Source organism: Duganella sp. Leaf126 (assembly GCF_001423125.1).
Taxonomy (GTDB): domain Bacteria; phylum Pseudomonadota; class Gammaproteobacteria; order Burkholderiales; family Burkholderiaceae_D; genus Rugamonas.
On the sequence record NZ_LMNW01000031.1, the window covers coordinates 708,560 to 726,736 of the forward strand.

General features: G+C 65.2%; 19 protein-coding genes. 5 read left to right on the plus strand and 14 right to left on the minus strand.

Going from position 1 to position 18,177, the window contains the following annotated elements:
- Positions 1–100: 100 nt before the first annotated feature.
- The 3 genes from ASF61_RS16365 to ASF61_RS16375 all read left to right on the plus strand — a co-directional run bounded on the left by ASF61_RS16365 (position 101) and on the right by ASF61_RS16375 (position 6,154).
- Entirely contained in the window at positions 101–2,902 is a 2,802-nt protein-coding gene (locus tag ASF61_RS16365; protein WP_056157842.1) for a valine--tRNA ligase, read from the plus strand.
- A gap of 113 nt (positions 2,903–3,015) precedes the next feature.
- Complete coding sequence (locus ASF61_RS16370; protein WP_056157846.1) at positions 3,016–4,593, plus strand: methyltransferase regulatory domain-containing protein; 1,578 nt, start codon at positions 3,016–3,018, stop codon at positions 4,591–4,593.
- Positions 4,594–4,597: 4 nt separating this feature from the next.
- A complete protein-coding gene (locus tag ASF61_RS16375) occupies positions 4,598–6,154 on the plus strand; it encodes a methyltransferase regulatory domain-containing protein (protein WP_056157850.1) in 1,557 nt (518 codons plus the stop codon).
- On the opposite strand, the gene ASF61_RS16380 is transcribed toward ASF61_RS16375, so the two are convergent.
- Together ASF61_RS16380 and ASF61_RS16385 are read right to left on the minus strand one after the other, a co-directional pair.
- Positions 6,130–7,098 carry a threo-3-hydroxy-L-aspartate ammonia-lyase gene (locus tag ASF61_RS16380; RefSeq protein WP_056157852.1) on the minus strand — a complete coding sequence of 323 codons (969 nt, stop codon included), beginning with the start codon at positions 7,096–7,098 and terminating at the stop codon, positions 6,130–6,132. The two genes, ASF61_RS16375 and ASF61_RS16380, sit on opposite strands and share 25 nt — an antisense overlap.
- Positions 7,099–7,147: 49 nt before the next feature.
- Positions 7,148–7,789 (minus strand): transcriptional regulator, encoded by a 642-nt coding sequence (locus ASF61_RS16385; protein WP_056157855.1) that lies wholly within the window; start codon positions 7,787–7,789, stop codon positions 7,148–7,150.
- Between the two features lie 109 nt (positions 7,790–7,898).
- Between ASF61_RS16385 and ASF61_RS16390 the strand changes: the two genes are divergently transcribed.
- A complete protein-coding gene (locus tag ASF61_RS16390; protein ID WP_056157858.1) occupies positions 7,899–8,363 on the plus strand; it encodes a DUF2147 domain-containing protein in 465 nt (154 codons plus the stop codon).
- Positions 8,364–8,444: 81 nt separating this feature from the next.
- Here the strand turns inward: ASF61_RS16390 and ASF61_RS16395 are convergent, their stop codons facing one another.
- On the minus strand, positions 8,445–9,212 hold the full coding sequence (locus ASF61_RS16395; protein ID WP_056157861.1) for a ThuA domain-containing protein: 768 nt from the start codon (positions 9,210–9,212) through the stop codon (positions 8,445–8,447).
- A gap of 100 nt (positions 9,213–9,312) precedes the next feature.
- Between ASF61_RS16395 and ASF61_RS16400 the strand changes: the two genes are divergently transcribed.
- Positions 9,313–9,696: a YbaN family protein gene (locus tag ASF61_RS16400; RefSeq protein WP_056157863.1), complete on the plus strand. Its 384-nt coding sequence runs from the start codon at positions 9,313–9,315 to the stop codon at positions 9,694–9,696.
- A 90-nt stretch (positions 9,697–9,786) separates the two neighbouring features.
- On the opposite strand, the gene ASF61_RS16405 is transcribed toward ASF61_RS16400, so the two are convergent.
- From ASF61_RS16405 to ASF61_RS16450, 11 genes are all read right to left on the minus strand, one after another.
- Positions 9,787–10,254, minus strand: a complete 468-nt coding sequence (locus tag ASF61_RS16405; protein WP_056157866.1) for a YaiI/YqxD family protein — start codon at positions 10,252–10,254, stop codon at positions 9,787–9,789.
- Positions 10,254–11,312 (minus strand): Holliday junction branch migration DNA helicase RuvB, encoded by a 1,059-nt coding sequence (ruvB, locus tag ASF61_RS16410; RefSeq protein WP_056157869.1) that lies wholly within the window; start codon positions 11,310–11,312, stop codon positions 10,254–10,256. Before ruvB ends, ASF61_RS16405 begins: the two co-directional genes overlap by 1 nt.
- Positions 11,309–11,482: a hypothetical protein gene (locus tag ASF61_RS23435; protein ID WP_156369609.1), complete on the minus strand. Its 174-nt coding sequence runs from the start codon at positions 11,480–11,482 to the stop codon at positions 11,309–11,311. Before ASF61_RS23435 ends, ruvB begins: the two co-directional genes overlap by 4 nt.
- Entirely contained in the window at positions 11,475–12,182 is a 708-nt protein-coding gene (locus ASF61_RS16415) for a phosphoribosyltransferase (RefSeq protein ID WP_056158270.1), read from the minus strand. Before ASF61_RS16415 ends, ASF61_RS23435 begins: the two co-directional genes overlap by 8 nt.
- Before the next feature lie 83 nt (positions 12,183–12,265).
- A complete protein-coding gene (ruvA, locus tag ASF61_RS16420; protein WP_056157872.1) occupies positions 12,266–12,844 on the minus strand; it encodes a Holliday junction branch migration protein RuvA in 579 nt (192 codons plus the stop codon).
- A gap of 28 nt (positions 12,845–12,872) precedes the next feature.
- Positions 12,873–13,445, minus strand: a complete 573-nt coding sequence (ruvC, locus tag ASF61_RS16425; protein WP_056157875.1) for a crossover junction endodeoxyribonuclease RuvC — start codon at positions 13,443–13,445, stop codon at positions 12,873–12,875.
- 270 nt (positions 13,446–13,715) lie between these two features.
- Entirely contained in the window at positions 13,716–15,299 is a 1,584-nt protein-coding gene (gene purH / locus ASF61_RS16430; RefSeq protein ID WP_056157878.1) for a bifunctional phosphoribosylaminoimidazolecarboxamide formyltransferase/IMP cyclohydrolase, read from the minus strand.
- An 87-nt stretch (positions 15,300–15,386) separates the two neighbouring features.
- Positions 15,387–15,620, minus strand: coding sequence for a helix-turn-helix domain-containing protein (locus ASF61_RS16435; protein ID WP_008445162.1), 234 nt, complete (start codon positions 15,618–15,620; stop codon positions 15,387–15,389).
- A gap of 103 nt (positions 15,621–15,723) precedes the next feature.
- Positions 15,724–16,740, minus strand: coding sequence for a tRNA dihydrouridine synthase DusB (gene dusB, locus ASF61_RS16440; RefSeq protein WP_082491766.1), 1,017 nt, complete (start codon positions 16,738–16,740; stop codon positions 15,724–15,726).
- 85 nt (positions 16,741–16,825) lie between these two features.
- Positions 16,826–17,473, minus strand: coding sequence for a histidine phosphatase family protein (locus ASF61_RS16445; protein ID WP_056157884.1), 648 nt, complete (start codon positions 17,471–17,473; stop codon positions 16,826–16,828).
- Positions 17,470–18,174, minus strand: coding sequence for a YbhB/YbcL family Raf kinase inhibitor-like protein (locus tag ASF61_RS16450; protein WP_056157887.1), 705 nt, complete (start codon positions 18,172–18,174; stop codon positions 17,470–17,472). The genes ASF61_RS16445 and ASF61_RS16450 overlap by 4 nt, the downstream gene beginning before the upstream one ends.
- Positions 18,175–18,177: the final 3 nt, after the last annotated feature.

Sequence of the window (18,177 nt, forward strand, 5' to 3'; positions counted from 1 at the left end):
CCGGCGATTGTGGAACAAGGCCATGCAGGCCCCGGCTCCCCGCCGCGGCAGCGTGCGCGTCCTTTATAATGGGCGTTTTCGCACACTACTCTGCCCTATCATGGAATTAGCCAAGTCTTTCGAGCCTGCCGACATTGAACAATTCTGGCGTACCGAGTGGGAATCGCGCGGTTACTACACCGCCACCCTCGACGCCGGCAAACCGTCGTTCAGCATCCAGCTGCCGCCGCCGAACGTCACCGGCACCCTGCACATGGGGCACGCATTCAACCAGACCATCATGGATGGCTTGACGCGCTACCACCGCATGCTCGGCCATAACACGGCCTGGATCCCCGGCACCGACCACGCCGGCATCGCCACCCAGATCGTGGTCGAGCGCCAGCTCGACGCGCAAAAGATTTCGCGCCACGACCTCGGCCGCGAGGAATTCATCAAGCGCGTGTGGGAGTGGAAGGAAAAATCGGGTTCCACCATCACCGGCCAGATGCGCCGCCTGGGCGCCTCGCCCGACTGGCAGCGCGAATACTTCACCATGGACGAGACGCGCTCGAAAGTGGTGACGGACGTGTTCGTGCGCCTGCACGAGCAGGGCCTGATCTACCGCGGCAAGCGCCTGGTCAACTGGGACCCGGTGCTGGGCACTGCCGTCTCCGACCTGGAAGTGGTATCGGAAGAGGAAGATGGCTCGATGTGGTACATCAAGTACCCGCTGGCCGACGGCAGCGGCGCGATCACGGTGGCCACCACCCGTCCCGAGACCATGCTCGGCGACGTCGCCGTGGCGGTCGATCCGACCGACGAGCGCTATGCTGCGCTGGTGGGCAAGATGCTGACGCTGCCGCTGGTCGGCCGCGAGATTCCGATCATCGCCGACGAATACGTCGACAAGGCCTTCGGCACCGGCTGCGTGAAGATCACGCCCGCGCACGACCAGAACGACTACGCGGTCGGCCAGCGCCACAAGCTGCCGATGCTGTCGATCTTCACGCTCGACGCGAAGATCAATGACGAAGCGCCCGAACAGTATCGCGGCATGGACCGTTTCGCCGCGCGCAAGCAGATCGTCGCCGACCTCGAGGCGGCCGGCCTGCTCGAAGAAGTCAAAAAGCACAAGCTGATGGTGCCGCGCGGCGACCGTACCGGCGTGGTGATCGAGCCGATGCTGACCGACCAGTGGTTTGTCGCCATGAGCAAGCCGGCGCCGGAAGGCACCTTCTTCCCCGGTAAATCGATCGCCGAAACGGCGCTGGAAAAAGTCGCCAGCGGCGAGATCAGGTTCGTGCCCGAGAACTGGAGCACCACCTACAACCAGTGGCTCAACAACATCCAGGACTGGTGCATCTCGCGCCAGCTGTGGTGGGGCCACCAGATTCCGGCCTGGTACGACGAAGCCGGTAACATCTTCGTGGCCAAGTCCGAAGCCGAAGCCGTGGCCAAGCAGCAGGCGGCCGGCAGCACCGGTCCGTTGCGCCGCGACGCCGACGTGCTCGATACCTGGTTCTCGTCGGCGCTGGTGCCGTTCTCCACCCTGGGCTGGCCCGAGGAAACGCCGGACCTGAAAGCGTTCCTGCCGTCGTCGGTGCTGGTCACAGGGTTCGACATCATCTTCTTCTGGGTGGCGCGCATGGTGATGTTCACCTTGCACTTCACGGGCAAGGTGCCGTTCGAAACCGTGTACGTGCACGGCCTGGTGCGCGATTCGACCGGCCAGAAGATGTCCAAGTCGAAGGGCAACACGCTCGACCCGATCGACCTGATCGACGGCATCGGTGTCGATGCGCTGGTGGCCAAGCGCACCACCGGCCTGATGAATCCGAAGGACGCGCTCAAGATCGAAAAAGCCACGCGCAAGGAATTCCCGGAAGGGATTGCCGCCTACGGCACCGACGCCGTGCGCTTCACGATGGCCTCGTACGCCTCGCTGGGCCGCAACATCAACTTCGACCTCGGCCGCGCCGAAGGCTACCGCAACTTCTGCAACAAGCTGTGGAACGCCACCCGCTTCGTGCTGATGAACACGGAAGGCAAGGATTGCAGCGCCAGCGACGCCGACCTGTCGAACGCCGACAAGTGGGTCATCTCGCTACTGCAAAAGGCCGAGCTGGACGTGGCCAAGGGCTTCGAGGACTACCGCTTCGACAATATCGCCTCAAGCATCTACAAGTTCGTCTGGGACGAGTACTGCGACTGGTACCTGGAAGTGGCCAAGGTGCAGGTGCAGCACGGCACCGAAGGCCAGCAGCGCGCCACCCGCCACACGCTGCTGCGCGTGCTGGAAGTGGTGCTGCGCCTGGCGCACCCGATCATCCCGTTCGTGACCGAAGCGCTGTGGCAGGCGGTAGCGCCGCTGGCCGGCAAAGCGGCCGGCGACAAGGCATCGATCATGCTGCAGCCGTACCCGGTCGCCGACACGGCCCATATCGACGAGACGGCCGAAGCGTGGATGCTGCAACTGAAGTCGCTGATCGACGCCACCCGCAACCTGCGCGGCGAAATGCAGCTGGCGCCGTCGCTGCGGGTGCCGCTGATCGTCGAACCGGCCAACGCGGCCGACAAGGAGGCGCTGGCCCTATGCGCGCCGTACATCCAGGCGCTGGGCAAGCTGGCCGAGGTGCAGATCGTCGACGCCCTGCCCGATTCGCCGGCGGCGGTGGCGATCGTCGGCACGACCAAGCTGATGCTCAAGGTCGAGATCGATGTGAAAGCCGAGCGCGAACGCCTGACCAAGGAAATCACGCGCGTGGAAGGCGAGATCGCCAAGGCCAACGGCAAGCTGTCGAACGAGAGTTTTGTTGCGCGCGCCCCGGCCGAGGTGGTGGCGCAGGAAAAGGACCGCGTGGCCAACTTCTCGGCCACGCTGGACAAGATGCGCGAGCAGCTGGCCAAGCTCCCGGCCTGAGCGCCGGCGTCGCCCTGAAAGGCCGCCTGCGGGCGGCCTTTTTTTCGCCCACACCAGGGCTTCGCTGCTAGAATGGGCCGATCTTTCCTGATGTCTCTTTGATAAGGCATGCAATGACGCAGTGGACCGGCGGCTACGTGGACGGCATCGACTACACCCACGGCTACTATCGCGAACTCGGCCCGCTGCACGCTGCCATGGCGCTGACCCATGCCGGGGTGGCCATGCCGGCAGTGGCCACCGCCTGCGAACTGGGCTTTGGCCAGGGCTTGTCCACCAACATCCATGCGGCCGCCGCCAGTGTCGCGTGGTATGGCACCGACTTCAATCCCGTCCAGGCCGGCTTTGCCGCGCAGCTGGCACAGGCGGCCGGCAGCGGTGCGCAGCTGACCGACCAGTCGTTCGACGATTACTGCGCCCGCACCGACCTGCCCGACTTCGATTTCATCGCCTTGCACGGCGTGTGGAGCTGGGTCTCGCCCGCCAATCGCACGCTGCTGCGCGACTTCGTGCAGCGCAAGCTCAAGCCTGGCGGGGTGCTCTACATGAGCTACAACTGCCAGCCGGGCTGGGCGCCGATGGTGCCGCTGCGCGACCTGCTGAGCACATATGTCGCGCGCATGACCGCGCCCGGCGACCGCCTCGCGCACCGCATCGACGCTGCGCTCGATTTCGCCGACCGGCTGCAGGCCACCTGTCCCGCCTACCTGCAAGCCTATCCGCAGGTGGCCGCACGGCTGGCCGGCCTGCGCCAGCACGACCGCCGCTACCTGGCCCACGAATACTTCAACGCCGACTGGCAACCGGTCGATTTTACCGAACAGGCAGCTGTTCTGGCCGACGCCGGCCTGGTGTACGCCTGCCCGGCCCATCACCTCGACCAGCTCGACCTGTTCCATCTCACCGCGCCCCAGCGCGCCCTGCTGGCGCAGCTGCCGGATCCGGTGCGGCGCCAGGGTGTGCGCGACCTGCTGCTGAACCAGCATTTCCGCCGCGATTACTGGGTGAAGGCGCCGGACCGGCCGCAGGGTCTGGACGGTGATGGCGGCAGCCGGCTCGCTGCGCCGGCGCACGAGGCGGCGATGCGCAGCCAGCGCGTGGTGCTGGTGATGCCGCGCGCCGACATCGACCTCACCGTGCGCACCGGCGCTTTCGCCATCGCCCTCAACGAAACCATGTATGCGCCGCTGCTGGCAGCGCTGCAGGACCACCAGCCGCGCACGGTGGCCGAGCTCGAAGTGCTGGCGCCGATGCGTGGCGGCGTGCGCCAGCTGTTCGAAGCGGTGTTCATCCTGTGCGGCATGGGCGTGCTGGCGCCGGCCCAGGCGCCGCAGGCAGCTGCCGCTGCCAGTACCAGCTGCCGCCGCCTGAACCTGGCGCTGCTCGACCATGCGCGCGGCCACGACGACATCCACCACCTGGCCTCGGCGCTGGTGGGCGGCGGCCTGCCGATGCCCCGCATCCCGCAACTGTTCCTGCTGGCGCAGGCGCGCGGACTGCGCGGCGCCAGCGCCTGGTGCAACTTCGCCTGGGCGCAACTGGCATCGTCCGATACGCCGGTGCACAAGGATGGCCAGCCACTGACCACGCCCGCCGACAAGCGGGAAGAACTGCAGCGCAAGGCCGCGATCTTCGAACGCGATTACCTGGCGATGTACCAGGCGCTGGGCCTGGCCGATGAACAGGGATAACAAGATGAACCACCGGACCGGCGACGACAGCGCAGATTTCCCTCCCCCTGGCGGCGACCGCTGGCAACCGCACCAGCAGCACATCACCCTGGCATTTGCCAGTGCTGGTCTGTCCATGCCCACAATTCACGCCGCATGCCGGCTCGGCGATGGTGACGACGGGTATGGCAGCGGCGAAGTGGGGGGCATCGAAGGTGATTGCGCCAGCTGGTACGGCAGCGATAGTGCGGCCGGTATCGGCAGCACGGGCGGCAGCCGGTACGCGAGCGGTGGCGCGGCCGGTATCGACAGCGAACGCGGCGACAGCGGCATGCTGAATGCCGCAGAACACCGCAGGCAGCGGGGCCAGTCGATCGCCACATTTTGCGCACGTGAGGACCTGCCCGACTTCGATCTGATCGTGCTGCAGCAGCCATGGTCCTGCCTGGACCCCGGCCTGCAGCCGCTGGTGCTGGATTTCGTGCGCCGCAAGCTCACAGCCGGCGGCATCTTCGCGGTGCGCTACCATTGCCTGCCTGGCTGGGCGCCGATGGCGCCGGTGCGCACGCTGCTGACGCACGCTGCCAGCGCCATGTCCGTTCCCGGCACGCGCCCCGACGTAGACGGCAATCGAAGCAGCTGGGACGTCAGCAGTCCCTTCGGTTCAGACAGCAGCGGAGGCGGTAGCGGTAAAGGTTGCGGTAGCAGTAGCCGCAGCGACAGCGGCAGCAGCGGTGGCGGCAGCAGCAGCAGCGGTGGCGTCAGCAACAGCAGCAGCGCTAGCACCGGCAACGATGTACTGCGCGATCAGGCGCTCGATTTTGCCGGCAGCGTGCTCGGCGCCGGCGCTGCCTATTTCGATGCCTATCCGCGCGTGGCCGACGATGTGCGAGCGCTGCGCGACTTGCCTCGGCAAGCCTTGGCATGCGACTGCCTGGGCGACTGGGAGCCGATCGGCTTCGCCGCCATGGCCGGGCTGCTGGGCGAGGCCAAGCTGACCTTTGCCTGCCCGGCCGATCTCCTCGACCATATCGATACGCTGCACTTCACGGCGCCGCAGCTGGCATTGCTGGCGGAATTGAACGACACGATACTGGCCCAGAGCGTGCGCGACCTGATGGTCAACCGCAGCTGGCGCGCCGAGTACTGGGTCAAGGGGGCGCGGACGCTGTCGCCCCTGCACCAGCGCGAAGCGATGCAGCGCGTGCCGGTGATCATCGCCCCGCCAGCCTGGCCCGGCGGCGGTCTGAACGCGCGGCCTGAGGCGTCGCCGGGGACGGCCGGCGCCACTGCCGCCGCACCGGCCTACCAGACGATGGCAGCGCCGCTGCTGGCGCTGCTGGCCGACCGCCAGCCGCGCACCATCGGCGAACTGGCAGCACAGTTGCAGGCAGCTTCGCCGACCGGCTCGCCGAATGACGTGCGTCCTGGCTCATTGACAGATACATCGATAGGCTCACTGACCGATCTGCAGCAGGTGTTCGACGCGGTCATGGTGCTAGTGGGAACCGGCAAACTCACTGTCGCCACGTCGCCAGCCACTCATGACCGTTGCGCTTACTCCGCCAGCAACGCCGCGTAACGCGCCACATCGACATTGCCGCCGCTGATGATGACGCCCACGCGCCGGCCTTGCAGTTGTTCTTTCATCGCGCGCGCGGCAGCCAGGCCCAGGCAGCCGGTCGGCTCGACCACCAGCTTCATGCGGGCGGCAAAGAAGCGCATTTCCGCGCGCAGCTGGTCGTCGGTGACGGTCAGAATATCGTCGACATCGCGCTGGATGATGGGAAAGGTCAGCTGGCCCAGGTGCTGGGTCTGGGCGCCGTCGGCGATGGTCTTGGGCGTATCGATGTGGACGATGCTGCCGCTGCGCAGCGATTGCTGGCCATCGTTGCCGGCCTCCGGTTCCACGCCATAGAGCTTGGTGGCCGGCGACAGCGCGCGCGTGGACAGGGCCGAGCCGCTGAGCAGGCCGCCGCCACCGAGGCAGACGAACAGCGCATCGAGCAGGCCGACTTCCTCGAACAGTTCCTTGGCGGCCGTGCCCTGGCCGGCGATCACGTCGGCGTGGTCGTACGGCGGAATCAGCGTCATGCCGCGCTGCTGCGCCAGATCGCGGCCGATCTGTTCGCGGTCTTCCGTGTAGCGGTTGTACAGCACCACCTCGGCACCATAGCCGCGGGTGGCGGCGATCTTCGATGGCGGCGCATCGTGCGGCATGATGATGGTGGCCGGCATGCCGGCCAGCTGGGCCGACAGCGCAATGCCTTGTGCGTGATTACCGGACGAAAAAGCCACCACGCCTGCGCGGTGCTGGCGGTCATCGAATTTTGCCAGCGCGTTATACGCGCCGCGAAACTTGAAGGCGCCCATGCGCTGCAGGTTTTCGCACTTGAAAAACACCTGCGCGCCCAGCTCGCGATCGGCCGTGCGCGAGGTCAGCACGGGCGTGCGGTGCGCTATCCCGGCAATCCGTTCCGACGCTGCCACCACGTCCGCATATTCCGGCAATTTCTGTTCACTCATCCTCACTCCTTTGTTGGTTTCAGGGTTAGCTGGACCGGCCTGTTTCGTATCAGCGATCTTGCTGCCAGCGCGCGTCGTTATAAATGGTGGCACGCGAGACGTTGAGGTAGGCGGCCACGGTCTCCATGGCCCGCCGCACGTCGGACAGGCCGCTGTCCTTCAGTTCGCGCATCAGGGCGCGCCGCTGGTCGGTCCTGAGCGCGCGCGGCGTGGTGCCGTGGCGGGCGGCGAAATCGTCGATGCGCAGGCGGATCGCGTCCGCGCCGGCCGGCTGCAGGGTGTCGTGGACGGCAGCAGCCGTGTCCACGCTGCCGAACTGGGTCAGCATGGTATTGAGGCTGCGGAACACGGTCAGGTCCACGTTCAGGCACAGCGCGGCCACGTAACGGCCATCGCTGTCCTTGATGCCGACCGACGTGCTCTTGGCCAGGCGACCGTCGGGAAAGGTATTCGGGTAATTGGCGATCACCTGGGCCAGGCCCGGATCGGCCGCGCGCGCCAGTCCGAGTTCGGTCGCCGGCTCGCCCACGGTGCGCCCGGACAGGTTGTTGTGGATCGCCAGGATGGCGTGGTCGGGCGCAGTCAGGTCGTGCAGCACCACTTCGCAAAACGGCGCCAGCGTTTTGCCCAGGCCGTCGGCCACCTGCTGCAGCTGCGCCAGCAGATGCCGGTGCTCAGATGTCTTTTTCATCTGGACATATTATCGTTTCTTAGATAATTTGTCCAAAATGAAAAAATAGTACGATCGGTCATTTTCTTGATACACTCGTCGCACAACAACCATCCCTGGAGACCTCGCCATGAAACCGTCCGCTTTTGCCGCCAGCATTGCGCTTGCCTTGACCGCCTACGCCACCGTCGCCACCCCGGTCCACGCCGCCGACCTGACCTCGCCGGTCGGCACATGGCAGACCATCGACGACGAAACCAACAAGCCCAAGGCGCTGATCCGCATCACCGAGACCAACGGCGTGCTGCAGGGCCAGATCGAAAAGCTGTACCGCGAGCCTGGCGAGGAACAGAACCCGCTGTGCGTGAAATGCGAAGGCGCGAAAAAGGACCAGCCGATCACCGGCATGGTCATCCTGTCCGGCCTGAAGAAAGACGGCGACGAATACACGGGCGGCGAAATCCTCGACCCGGCCAAGGGCAAGACCTACAAGAGCAAGATGCACCTGACCGACGGCGGCAAGAAGCTGAGCGTGCGCGGCTACATCGGCACGCCAATGCTGGGCCGTTCGCAGACCTGGGTGCGCCAGGACTGACCCCGCGCCGGCGGCCCCCTAACAGAGCGCCGGCGCCATGCCGGCTTTTTTACGCCCGCAGCGATGCTGCGCGCTGCAGTTTTAAGGCGCCATGCCCTTGCCGGTGGCGGTCCAGTAGATGCCGCCCAGCAGGTGCGCCAGGTACTGCGGATCGCGGTACATCTCACCGTTGTGTCCGAGCGCGGTGACGAACACCCTGCCCTGCTCCACCGTGTGATACCACGCCACCGGGTGATCCTTGCCCATGCCCTGCGTGGTCTGGCCAGGCCAGATCCTGGTCGGATCGTAGCTGCTCTCGTCGACGTTCAGTACCGGGTGGATCGCGATGTTGTGGGGATTGTCGAAGATGTACCACTCGTCGCTCCAGATCCAGCGCTCGGGGATGCCGTAGGTGGCCGGGAATTTTTTGTCCACCACGTAGGCCACGCCCGTTTGCAGCATCGGGTGGTTGCCCGCCCGGCGGCCGATCAGTTTTTCGAACCACGGCCAGGTATCGGGCGGCAGGATCAGCGCGCGGTGCACGAGCATGGCGTTGCCGCCGCCTTTCATGTAATCCTCGAACTTCTTGCGGCGCGCCGGGTTCAGCTCTTCGCCCGGGGTGTTGAGGAACATGATGGTGGCGTACTGTTTGAGGTCGCCATCGAACGCTTCGGGACGGTTGGTGTACACGACCTCGAACGCATGCAGCTTGCCCAGCTGCTGCAGGCTGTCACGCGCGATCGGAATATATTCGTAGTGATACTTGCCGGGCATGGCAAACACCAGGATCTTGTACTGGTTGTCGGCGCGGCCCGGTGCGGCCAGCAGCAAGGCGGTCATGGCCAGCAGGGCCAGCACGATTTTTCGCATGATTGTCTCCGTATTCTTCTGGTTAAGTTAGCGCTAACATCGGAGCGGTCAATATACACGTTTTCCTCGCGCGGGGGACGCCGGTGTTACGATGACGACAATGAAAATATTCCTGATCCTGGTCGGCTGGCTGGCTGTCGCGCTCGGCGTGCTCGGCATCTTTCTGCCGCTGCTGCCGACCACGCCATTCCTGCTGCTGGCCTCGGCATGTTTTGCGCGCGGATCGGCGCGCATGCACCACTGGCTGCAGACGAACCGCGTGTTCGGCAGCTACCTGCGCGACTACGAAAACGGCCACGGCATGCCGCTGCGCGCCAAGGTCTGGGTGCTGATCTTCATGTGGTGCTCGATGGGCTATTCGCTGTGGCGCCTGCAGCATCTGCCGGGACTGCAACTGATGCTGGTGATGATCGGGATCTGCGTGACGATTTATCTCGCGCGCTGCGTGCCGACCATGGTGATCGCGGCTGAAAAACCCGATTGAGCGCGCCAGACAGGACCGTTCGCGCAAGGCGCAGCGACAAAGACTGTACGCAGTGTAGCAGGGAGCAGCAGCGCCGCCATGGCGGTGTGGTTAGACGCTCTGCGCCGGCGGTGTCGCATGCTTGCGCAAGTGCCGGTCGAGGCTGTTGGCAAAGCTCTGGCGGTCGCCCTGGCTGAACGCGGCCGGGCCGCCGGTATCGACACCGCTGCCGCGCAACTCGTCCATGAAAGCGCGCATGGTCAGCATCTGGGCGATGTTATCGTGGGTGTAGAACTCGCCGCGCGGATTGAGCGCGTAACCGCCCTTGTTGAGCACATCGGACGCCAGCGGGATGTCGCCGGTGACGACCAGGTCGCCGGGCGCCAGCAGGCGCACGATTTCCTGGTCGGCCACGTCGGCGCCGGCCGGCACCTGCAGCGCGCGGATGAAGCGCGACGGCGGCACCCGCAGCAGCTGGTTGGCCACCAGCGTCACCTGCAGCTGCAGGCGGTCGGCCACGCGGTACAGGATGTCCTTGACCACGGCCGGACAGGCGTCGGCATCGACCCAGATCTGCATCACAGGTCTGCCCACAGTTCGCCGTTGGGACTGGTGCGCGGCGGCGTGGCGCCGAAGTGGCGGTAGGCAGCCGGCGTGGCGACGCGGCCGCGCGGCGTGCGCTGTAAAAATCCCTGCTGGATCAAGTACGGTTCGAGCACATCCTCGATGGTGTCGGCCGCCTCGCCGATGGCGGCGGCCAGGTTGCCGATGCCGACCGGGCCGCCGCCGAACTTGTAGAGCACCGCTTCGAGCAGCTTGCGGTCCATCACGTCGAAGCCGACCGTATCGACATCGAGCATGACCAGCGCGGCGTCGGCCGTGGCCTTGGTGATGGCGCCGTTGCTTTTCACTTCCGCATAGTCGCGCACGCGGCGCAGCAGGCGGTTGGCGATGCGCGGCGTGCCGCGCGCGCGGCGGGCGATTTCCACCGCGCCGTCGGGATCGATGCTGGCCTTGAGCAGCGCCGCGCTGCGGGTGACGATCTTGGTCAGCTCCTCGGTATTGTAGAACTCGAGGCGGGCGACGATGCCGAAGCGGTCGCGCAGCGGGTTGGTCAGCATGCCGGCGCGCGTGGTGGCGCCGACCAGCGTGAACGGCTGCAGGTCGAGCTTGACCGAGCGCGCAGCCGGTCCTTCGCCGATCATGATGTCGATCTGGTAGTCCTCAAGCGCCGGATACAGGATCTCCTCGACCACCGGCGACAGGCGGTGGATCTCGTCGATGAACAGCACATCGTTCGCTTCGAGGTTGGTGAGGATGGCGGCCAGGTCGCCGGGCCGCTCGAGCACGGGGCCCGAAGTCTGGCGCAGGTTGACGCCCATCTCGCGCGCGATGATGTTGGCCAGCGTGGTCTTGCCAAGGCCCGGCGGACCGAACAGCAAGGTGTGGTCGAGCGCCTCATGGCGGTTGCGCGCGGCAGCGATGAAGATTTCGAGCTGGTCGCGGATCTTGGCCTGCCCGACGTATTCATCGAGGAGCTTGGGCCGCAGGGCCCGTTCGATGGCTTCTTCGTTGGGAGAAGTAGGCGCTGCGTCGATGATGCGCTGTTCGGTGAAGCTGTCGGTCTGGATGCTCATTCGTTACTTGATTGGGTTGTCTTTAAGATGCGCTCGACGTACGCGCCTGCCGCTTTTTTCGTGTCGCGTAGCTGTTCCTGCTCTTGTGGCGACAACATGCGCACCGCCTTGCCTGTGTCGGGTGTGGAGGGCAAGCGAACGACCAGCGATTCTACCTTGCCCTTAGCCATCAGCCGCTTCCAGCTGAGCAATGATTCTTTCGCTTGTTGGAGTGCGGCAGAGATATCGGGCTTCGGAGGCGATAAGGCAGTCGAAATTGAATCCGAAACGTCGGTACCACCAATGTTCGATGTCGCCATGTTTTCTCCTTAGCTCATCAATCTGTTGCGGAAGCGGTGTCAGGCGCGCGGAATAATTCTTGCCTGTCAGCACACTAGCGCCGATAACGACGGCGCCCTGCCCCATCAAATGCCCGCGCAAGTTGGCCAGCGTGCCGCCTTGGCCGATAAAGTCGTCTACCAGTACGTAGTGTAGGCCAGATCGGGCGCGGCCACTGAAAAGAGCTTGACCACGCAGCCGGGCAAACCCGCTCGCCCCGGTGTGACTTACTTTATTGATCTGGATGATCTCGCGCTCATACGCCCAGTTGAGCTTGGTAGCGATGATGGTTGCCATCGCTTCGCCGATGGCATTCGTCCCCTGCGCCTCTTCCGCGTGAACGCTGGCAAGCGCAGGCTGCCGGGTGTCGAAAGCACGCCACAAATTTTCGAGCACTGGCACCGAAAGCGCGTCCAGCACCAGTTCCACGGCGGCAGCCATATCGCCGGTCTTTGCCGCCACATAAGCACCATGCCTTTTGACCGACAACTCCGGTGCGTGCATCAGCACATCAGGAAAGCTCCTCCAGCGATAACGTACCGGCTTGTCCATGCTGCCCTCCACCCAGGCTCACGACCAAGCTTGGAGCGTAGACGGCGAAACCGGTATGGACCAGCGTGCACATTTGAGCTACCTCACCCCTTCGACAGCACCTTCAACGCCTGCTTGATGCCGTCCGAGACGCCGCTGCCGGCCGGGACGGTCTTGAGCGCCAGCAGCGCTTCCTTGTCGGAGTAGCCGAGCGCCAGCAGGGCGTTCAGGATGTCCGATTGCGAGTCGGGCGCAGCGTGGGCGCCGCCGGCGCCGAGGTCGGCGCCGAGCTTGCCCTTGAGTTCGAGCAGCAGGCGCTCGGCGGTTTTCTTGCCGATGCCGGGCACCTTGATCAGGCGGCCCGATTCCTGCAGCGTGACCGCCTGCGCCAGGTCGGCGATCGACATGCCCGACAAAATCGACAGCGCGGTGCGCGCGCCGACGCCGCTGATCTTGATCAGGAGGCGGAATACGGCGCGCTCCTCGGCGTGGCCGAAGCCGAACAGCAGGTGGGCATCCTCGCGGATGGCCTGGTGGGTAAACAGCACCACTTTCTCGCCCACGTTGGGCAGGTTGTAGAAGGTGCTCATCGAGACATCGACTTCGTAGCCGACGCCACCGCAGTCGACCAGCAACTGGGGCGGATTTTTTTCGAGCAGAATACCGGAGAGACGACCGATCATCGTGTATGAACCTTGTGGTGTGATTGAATTAGCCGACCAGGCGTCCGCGCCTGATGCGCATGCCGGCCAGCGGGCCGCCCGGCGCGGTGGCGCCGGCGGTGGTGGTGCGGCTGCCGGCGCTGGCGATCAGGGTCAGCGTCTCGCGGCTGTGGGCATGGCAGATGGCGATGCCGAGCGCGTCGGCAGCGTCGGTGCCGGGCAAACCGGGCAGCGACAGCAGGCGCGCCACCATGTCCTGCACCTGCGACTTGACGGCGCGTCCCGTACCCACCACGGCCTGCTTGATCTGGGTCGGCGAATACTCGGCCACCGTCAGCTCGGCCGACACCAGCGCGCAGATGGCCGCGCCCCGGGCCTGGCCCAGCAGCAGGGTCGATTGCGGATTGACGTTGACGAACACCTGCTCGATGGCAGCGCACTCGGGCTGGTAGATGCGGGCCACTTCGGCCACACCGTCCAGTATGACCTTGAGCCGGGTCGGCAAGTTCCCCTCGCCGCTCTTGATGGTGCCGGAAGCGATATAGCGCAACCGCGCCCCCTGCTTGTGGATGACGCCAAAGCCGGTGGTGCGCAAGCCGGGGTCGATACCGAGAATAATCATGGAGGGATTGTACTATGGCAAACGCCAGAAAGCCCGGGGTGCAGAAGAAGATGTAGCAGCATCAGAGGCTGCCGCAAACCGTGCACAGCRAGGCGCRCCGACGCAGACAGTGCGCAAGCACGGCAAGGAGGTGCAACGACGCTGCGCGCAATTTACGTCAGCCGCCCAGGAGGCTGCCGCAAACCGTGCACAGCGAGGCGCRCCGACGCAGACAGTGCGCAAGCACGGCAAGGAGGTGCAACGACGCTGTGCGCGGTTTACGGCAGCCGATCAGTGACGGAAGTGGCGGGTGCCGGTATACAGCATCACCACCCCCCGCTCATCAGCCGCATCGATCACCTCCTGGTCACGCATCGAACCGCCCGGATGGATCACGCAGGTCGCGCCCGCATCGACCACCACATCGAGGCCGTCGCGGAACGGGAAGAACGCGTCCGACGCCACCACCGAACCGGTCAGCGACAGGCCGGCGTTTTGCGCCTTGATCGAGGCGATGCGGGCCGAGTCGATGCGGCTCATCTGGCCGGCGCCCACGCCCAGCGTCATGTGATTGCCGCAGAAGACGATGGCGTTCGACTTGACATACTTGGCCACGCGCCAGGCGAACATCAGGTCCTGCAACTGCTGCGGCGTCGGCTGCAGCTTCGACACCACCTTCAGGTCCGGCAGCATCACGTTTTTCGCATCGGCCGACTGCACCAGCAGGCCGCCACCGACGCGCTTGAAGTCCATCGCGTTGACGCCCGCATTTGCTGCACCCAACGGGATTTCCAGCAGCCGCACGTTCTGCTTGGCCGCCAGGATCTGTTTCGCTTCGGCGGTAAAGACCGGCGCGATCAGCACCTCGACGAACAGCTTGGCCAGCTCGGTTGCTGCCGCTGCATCGACTTCGACGTTGAAGGCGATGATGCCGCCGAAGGCGGAGGTCGGGTCGGTCTGCAGCGCGCGCTGGTAGGCGTCGGCCGCATTGGCGCCGAGCGCCACGCCGCACGGGTTGGCGTGCTTGACGATCACGCAGGCAGCCGCCTGGTCGAAGCCGCCCATGCTTTTCACGCACTCCCACGCCGCATCGGCGTCGGCGATGTTGTTGAACGACAGTTCCTTGCCCTGCAGCTGGCGGTAGTTGGCCAGTGCGCCCGGCGTGGTCACCACGTCGCGGTAGAACGCGGCCGACTGGTGCGGGTTCTCGCCGTAGCGCATGTCCTGCACTTTTTCAAACGCCACGTTCAGGTTCTGCGGATACGTGCCACGGGTAGCGTGGGCGCGGTCCGGGCCCAGACTGGTCAGGTAGTTGGCGATGGCGCCGTCGTACTGGGCGGTGTGCGCATACACCTTGGTCGCCAGGCGGAAGCGGGTCTCGTAGCTGACTGCGCTGTCGCTGTTCAGCTCGGCCAGTACCACGCCGTAGTCGGCCGGATCGCAGATCACCACCACGTCCTTGTGGTTCTTGGCCGACGAACGCAGCATGGCCGGGCCGCCGATGTCGATGTTCTCGATGGCGTCTTCGAGCGTGCAATCATCCTTGGCGACGGTGGCCTGGAACGGGTACAGGTTGACCACCACCATGTCGATCGTGGGAATGGCGTGCTCGACCAGCTTGGCCATGTGCTCGGGGAAGTCGCGCCGCGCCAGGATGCCGCCGTGGACTTTCGGGTGCAGTGTCTTGACGCGGCCATCGAGCATTTCCGGGAAGCCCGTGTAGTCCGCCACCTCGGTCACGGCCAGGCCGTTGTCGGCCAACATTTTGGCGGTGCCGCCGGTGGACAGGAGCTGGACGCCCATGGCGGACAAGGCGCGGGCGAAGTCCAGCACACCGGTTTTGTCGGAAACGGAAATGAGAGCGGATTTAATCATGGCTGTGAAGGCTAGGTGGTTTGAAGAAAAGGGAACGATCGGCCCGACGGCCGATTCCCAGCCGTCCACGCCGGAAAACGCCGGCCGTTACAGCAGGCCGTGCTCTTGCAATTTCTTGCGCAAGGTATTGCGGTTGATGCCCAACATCTGCGCCGCATGCGACTGGTTGCCGTCGGCGCGCGTCATGACCACTTCCAGTATCGGCTTCTCGACGGTCAGCACGACCATGTCGTAGATGTTCGACGCCTGCTGTTCGCCCAGGTCGTTGAAGTAGTCTTCAAGGCTTTTCTGCACGACTTCCTGGATACTTTCTTTGCTCATTTTGTGAATTCTCAATAATCTGTTGAAGCTGGCAAATCTGCCCGGGCTCGTGGACCGGGCGCTTACCGTTTTGATATAACTTTTTTGATGCTGCGATGGCAGGCTAAGCGGCTTGCAAATCTTCGGAGAGGCGGTATTGTAACCGCTCGCCCCACTGCCGCTGCGATTCGAAGAACTGGTCCACTGCCGCCAGCTGCGCGTCGGTCGATTCCAGCAAATTCATCTGCTGCCGGAATGCCTCGCCGCCGGGCAGGTCGCGCACGTACCAGCCGATGTGCTTGCGCGCCGTGCGCACCCCGAGGTAATCGCCGTAAAACCCATAGTGGGCGCGCAGGTGCTCGTCCATCAGCGCGCGCACTTCGGCCACATACGGCGCCGGCAGATGGGTGCCGGTCTGCAGGAAGTGGGCGATCTCGCGGAAGATCCACGGCCGGCCCTGGGCGGCGCGGCCTACCATCACCGCGTCCGCACCCGTGTAGTCGAGCACGAACTTCGCTTTTTCGGGCGTGGTGATGTCGCCGTTGGCCACCACGGGAATGCGCACCGACTGCTTGACGGCGGCAATGGTGTCGTACTCGGCGTCGCCCGTGTAGCCGTCGGCGCGGGTGCGGCCATGCAGGGTCAGCATGGCGATGCCGGCGTCCTCGGCGATGCGGGCGATCGCCAGCGCGTTCCTGTTTTCGCGGTTCCAGCCGGTACGGAATTTCAGCGTGACCGGCACGTCGACCGCGCCGGTTACGGCCGCGAGGATCTCGCGCACCAGCGGCACGTTCTGCAGCAGGGCCGACCCGCACCAGCTGTTGCACACCTTCTTGACCGGGCAGCCCATGTTGATGTCGATGATCTGGGCGCCGCGTTCGACATTGAAGCGCGCGCAGTCGGCCAGATCCTGCGGATCGGCGCCGGCGATCTGCACCGCCTTCGGCTCCATTTCGCCGGTGTGGTCGGTACGCCGCGAGCTTTTTTCGGTGGCCCACAGGCGCGGATTGGACGCCGCCATCTCGGACACCGCGTAGCCGGCCCCCAGCTGCTTGCACAACTGGCGGAACGGCCGATCGGTCACGCCCGCCATGGGAGCGACAAAGACGTTGTTGCGCAGTAAATGAGGACCGATGTGCACAGCCATTACCTGTTTGGGAAGGAGGAACCTTCTATTTTACCCCAAGGACTGCTCAAATAATAAGCACTATTTTTGAGGCCGCCGTTCAGACGATGTCGTCCAGCGCCAGCGCCAGGTGGCCGACCTCGCCCCAGTTGTCGAGCACCAGCTTGCCATCGGTGACATGAAACCGGTTGATGCTGGCGTTCTTGACCTGGAAGTCGCGCGGGCTGTCGAGCTGCATGCCCACCGCCTCGCGGTAAGCGCACTCGAGCACGCCACCGTGAGCGACGATGGCGATGGTCCGGCCCGGGTAGGCGCTGGCCCAGCGGCCGATGGCGCCGATGGCGCGCGCGTAAAACTGGCGGAAACTCTCGGCCACGCGCTCGCCGGCCGGCATCACGGCGTCGATATCGCGGGCCTGCCACAGCGCGAAATCGTCCGGGTACTGCGCGGCGATCTCGGTGTAGAGCATGCCTTCGAAAGCGCCGTAGCCGCGCTCGCGCAGGGCGGGGTCGGTATGGACCGTGGCATGGTCGTAATGGACCGCCACCGCCTGCGCCGTTTGCAGCGCCCGCTGCAAATCGCTGGCGACGATCAGGTCCAGCCCCTGCCTCGCCAGCGCGGCGGCCAGCGCGCGCGCCTGGCGTTCGCCTTCGGCGTTGAGTGGAATGTCGATGTGGCCCTGCAGGCGGCGCACGGCGTTCCACGCCGTTTCGCCGTGGCGTATCAAAATGATCTTGGTGGTGTTCATGCAGTCCTGGTGTTAGTCCTGGTGTTAGTCCTGGTGTTAGTCCTGGTATTGCTCCTGGCAGCCGCGGGCGCCAGGGAGGGATTGAGAGTGTAGGAGGTGATCAGCTGCGCTTCGTCGATGATGTGGCCGTGGATGGCGTTGAGCACATCGGCGCAGGTGAAGCGCGCGGCCAGGTCCAGGCGCGGCACGTCCAGCGCGTACAGGCGGAAAATATAGTGATGGACGCGCTCGTCGTTCCAGGGCGGGCACGGGCCGTCGTAGCCATAATAGTCGCCGGCCATGGCGGGGTCCGCCGCAAACCAGCCCGTGTAATCGTTGAGCCCCTGGCGCAGCGCCGTGTCGCCGACGACGATGTCCGGCCCGGGCTTGCCGTGCGGCGTGACGCCGCCGGACAGCGCGCCGGCCGGCAGGTGCTGCAGCGACAGCGGAATATCGATCAGGCTCCAGTGGAAAAAATCGCCGCGCGGGGCGACAGCGGACAGCGGCACGTCGGCGCGGTTGACGTGGCGGCCATCGACCGGCGCATCGCCGTCGATGCACAGCAGCACCAGCGAGGCGGCGCCGGCCGGCACGTCGGTCCAGGCCAGGTGCGGGTTGCGGTTGGCCGACAGCACGACCTTGCCTGCGGCGTCCAGCATGCCGAAAGCGAATTCGGCCGGCAAGGGACGCCCGTTGCGCACACTGTCACTGACCAGCTTCATCGC

Bases quoted from the DNA above. Each gene is read 5' to 3' on its own strand.
- ruvA (WP_056157872.1), bottom strand. From the start codon at position 12,844: ATGATCGGTCGTCTCTCCGGTATTCTGCTCGAAAAAAATCCGCCCCAG.
- ASF61_RS16380 (WP_056157852.1), bottom strand. From the start codon at position 7,098: ATGAGTGAACAGAAATTGCCGGAATATGCGGACGTGGTGGCAGCGTCG.
- ASF61_RS16385 (WP_056157855.1), bottom strand. From the start codon at position 7,789: ATGAAAAAGACATCTGAGCACCGGCATCTGCTGGCGCAGCTGCAGCAG.
- ASF61_RS16400 (WP_056157863.1), top strand. From the start codon at position 9,313: ATGAAAATATTCCTGATCCTGGTCGGCTGGCTGGCTGTCGCGCTCGGC.
- ASF61_RS16365 (WP_056157842.1), top strand. From the start codon at position 101: ATGGAATTAGCCAAGTCTTTCGAGCCTGCCGACATTGAACAATTCTGG.
- ASF61_RS16370 (WP_056157846.1), top strand. From the start codon at position 3,016: ATGACGCAGTGGACCGGCGGCTACGTGGACGGCATCGACTACACCCAC.
- ASF61_RS16415 (WP_056158270.1), bottom strand. From the start codon at position 12,182: ATGGACAAGCCGGTACGTTATCGCTGGAGGAGCTTTCCTGATGTGCTG.
- ruvB (WP_056157869.1), bottom strand. From the start codon at position 11,312: ATGAGCATCCAGACCGACAGCTTCACCGAACAGCGCATCATCGACGCA.
- ASF61_RS16435 (WP_008445162.1), bottom strand. From the start codon at position 15,620: ATGAGCAAAGAAAGTATCCAGGAAGTCGTGCAGAAAAGCCTTGAAGAC.
- ASF61_RS23435 (WP_156369609.1), bottom strand. From the start codon at position 11,482: ATGGCTAAGGGCAAGGTAGAATCGCTGGTCGTTCGCTTGCCCTCCACA.
- ASF61_RS16450 (WP_056157887.1), bottom strand. From the start codon at position 18,174: ATGAAGCTGGTCAGTGACAGTGTGCGCAACGGGCGTCCCTTGCCGGCC.
- ASF61_RS16445 (WP_056157884.1), bottom strand. From the start codon at position 17,473: ATGAACACCACCAAGATCATTTTGATACGCCACGGCGAAACGGCGTGG.
- ruvC (WP_056157875.1), bottom strand. From the start codon at position 13,445: ATGATTATTCTCGGTATCGACCCCGGCTTGCGCACCACCGGCTTTGGC.
- purH (WP_056157878.1), bottom strand. From the start codon at position 15,299: ATGATTAAATCCGCTCTCATTTCCGTTTCCGACAAAACCGGTGTGCTG.
- ASF61_RS16375 (WP_056157850.1), top strand. From the start codon at position 4,598: ATGAACCACCGGACCGGCGACGACAGCGCAGATTTCCCTCCCCCTGGC.
- ASF61_RS16390 (WP_056157858.1), top strand. From the start codon at position 7,899: ATGAAACCGTCCGCTTTTGCCGCCAGCATTGCGCTTGCCTTGACCGCC.
- ASF61_RS16405 (WP_056157866.1), bottom strand. From the start codon at position 10,254: ATGCAGATCTGGGTCGATGCCGACGCCTGTCCGGCCGTGGTCAAGGAC.
- ASF61_RS16395 (WP_056157861.1), bottom strand. From the start codon at position 9,212: ATGCGAAAAATCGTGCTGGCCCTGCTGGCCATGACCGCCTTGCTGCTG.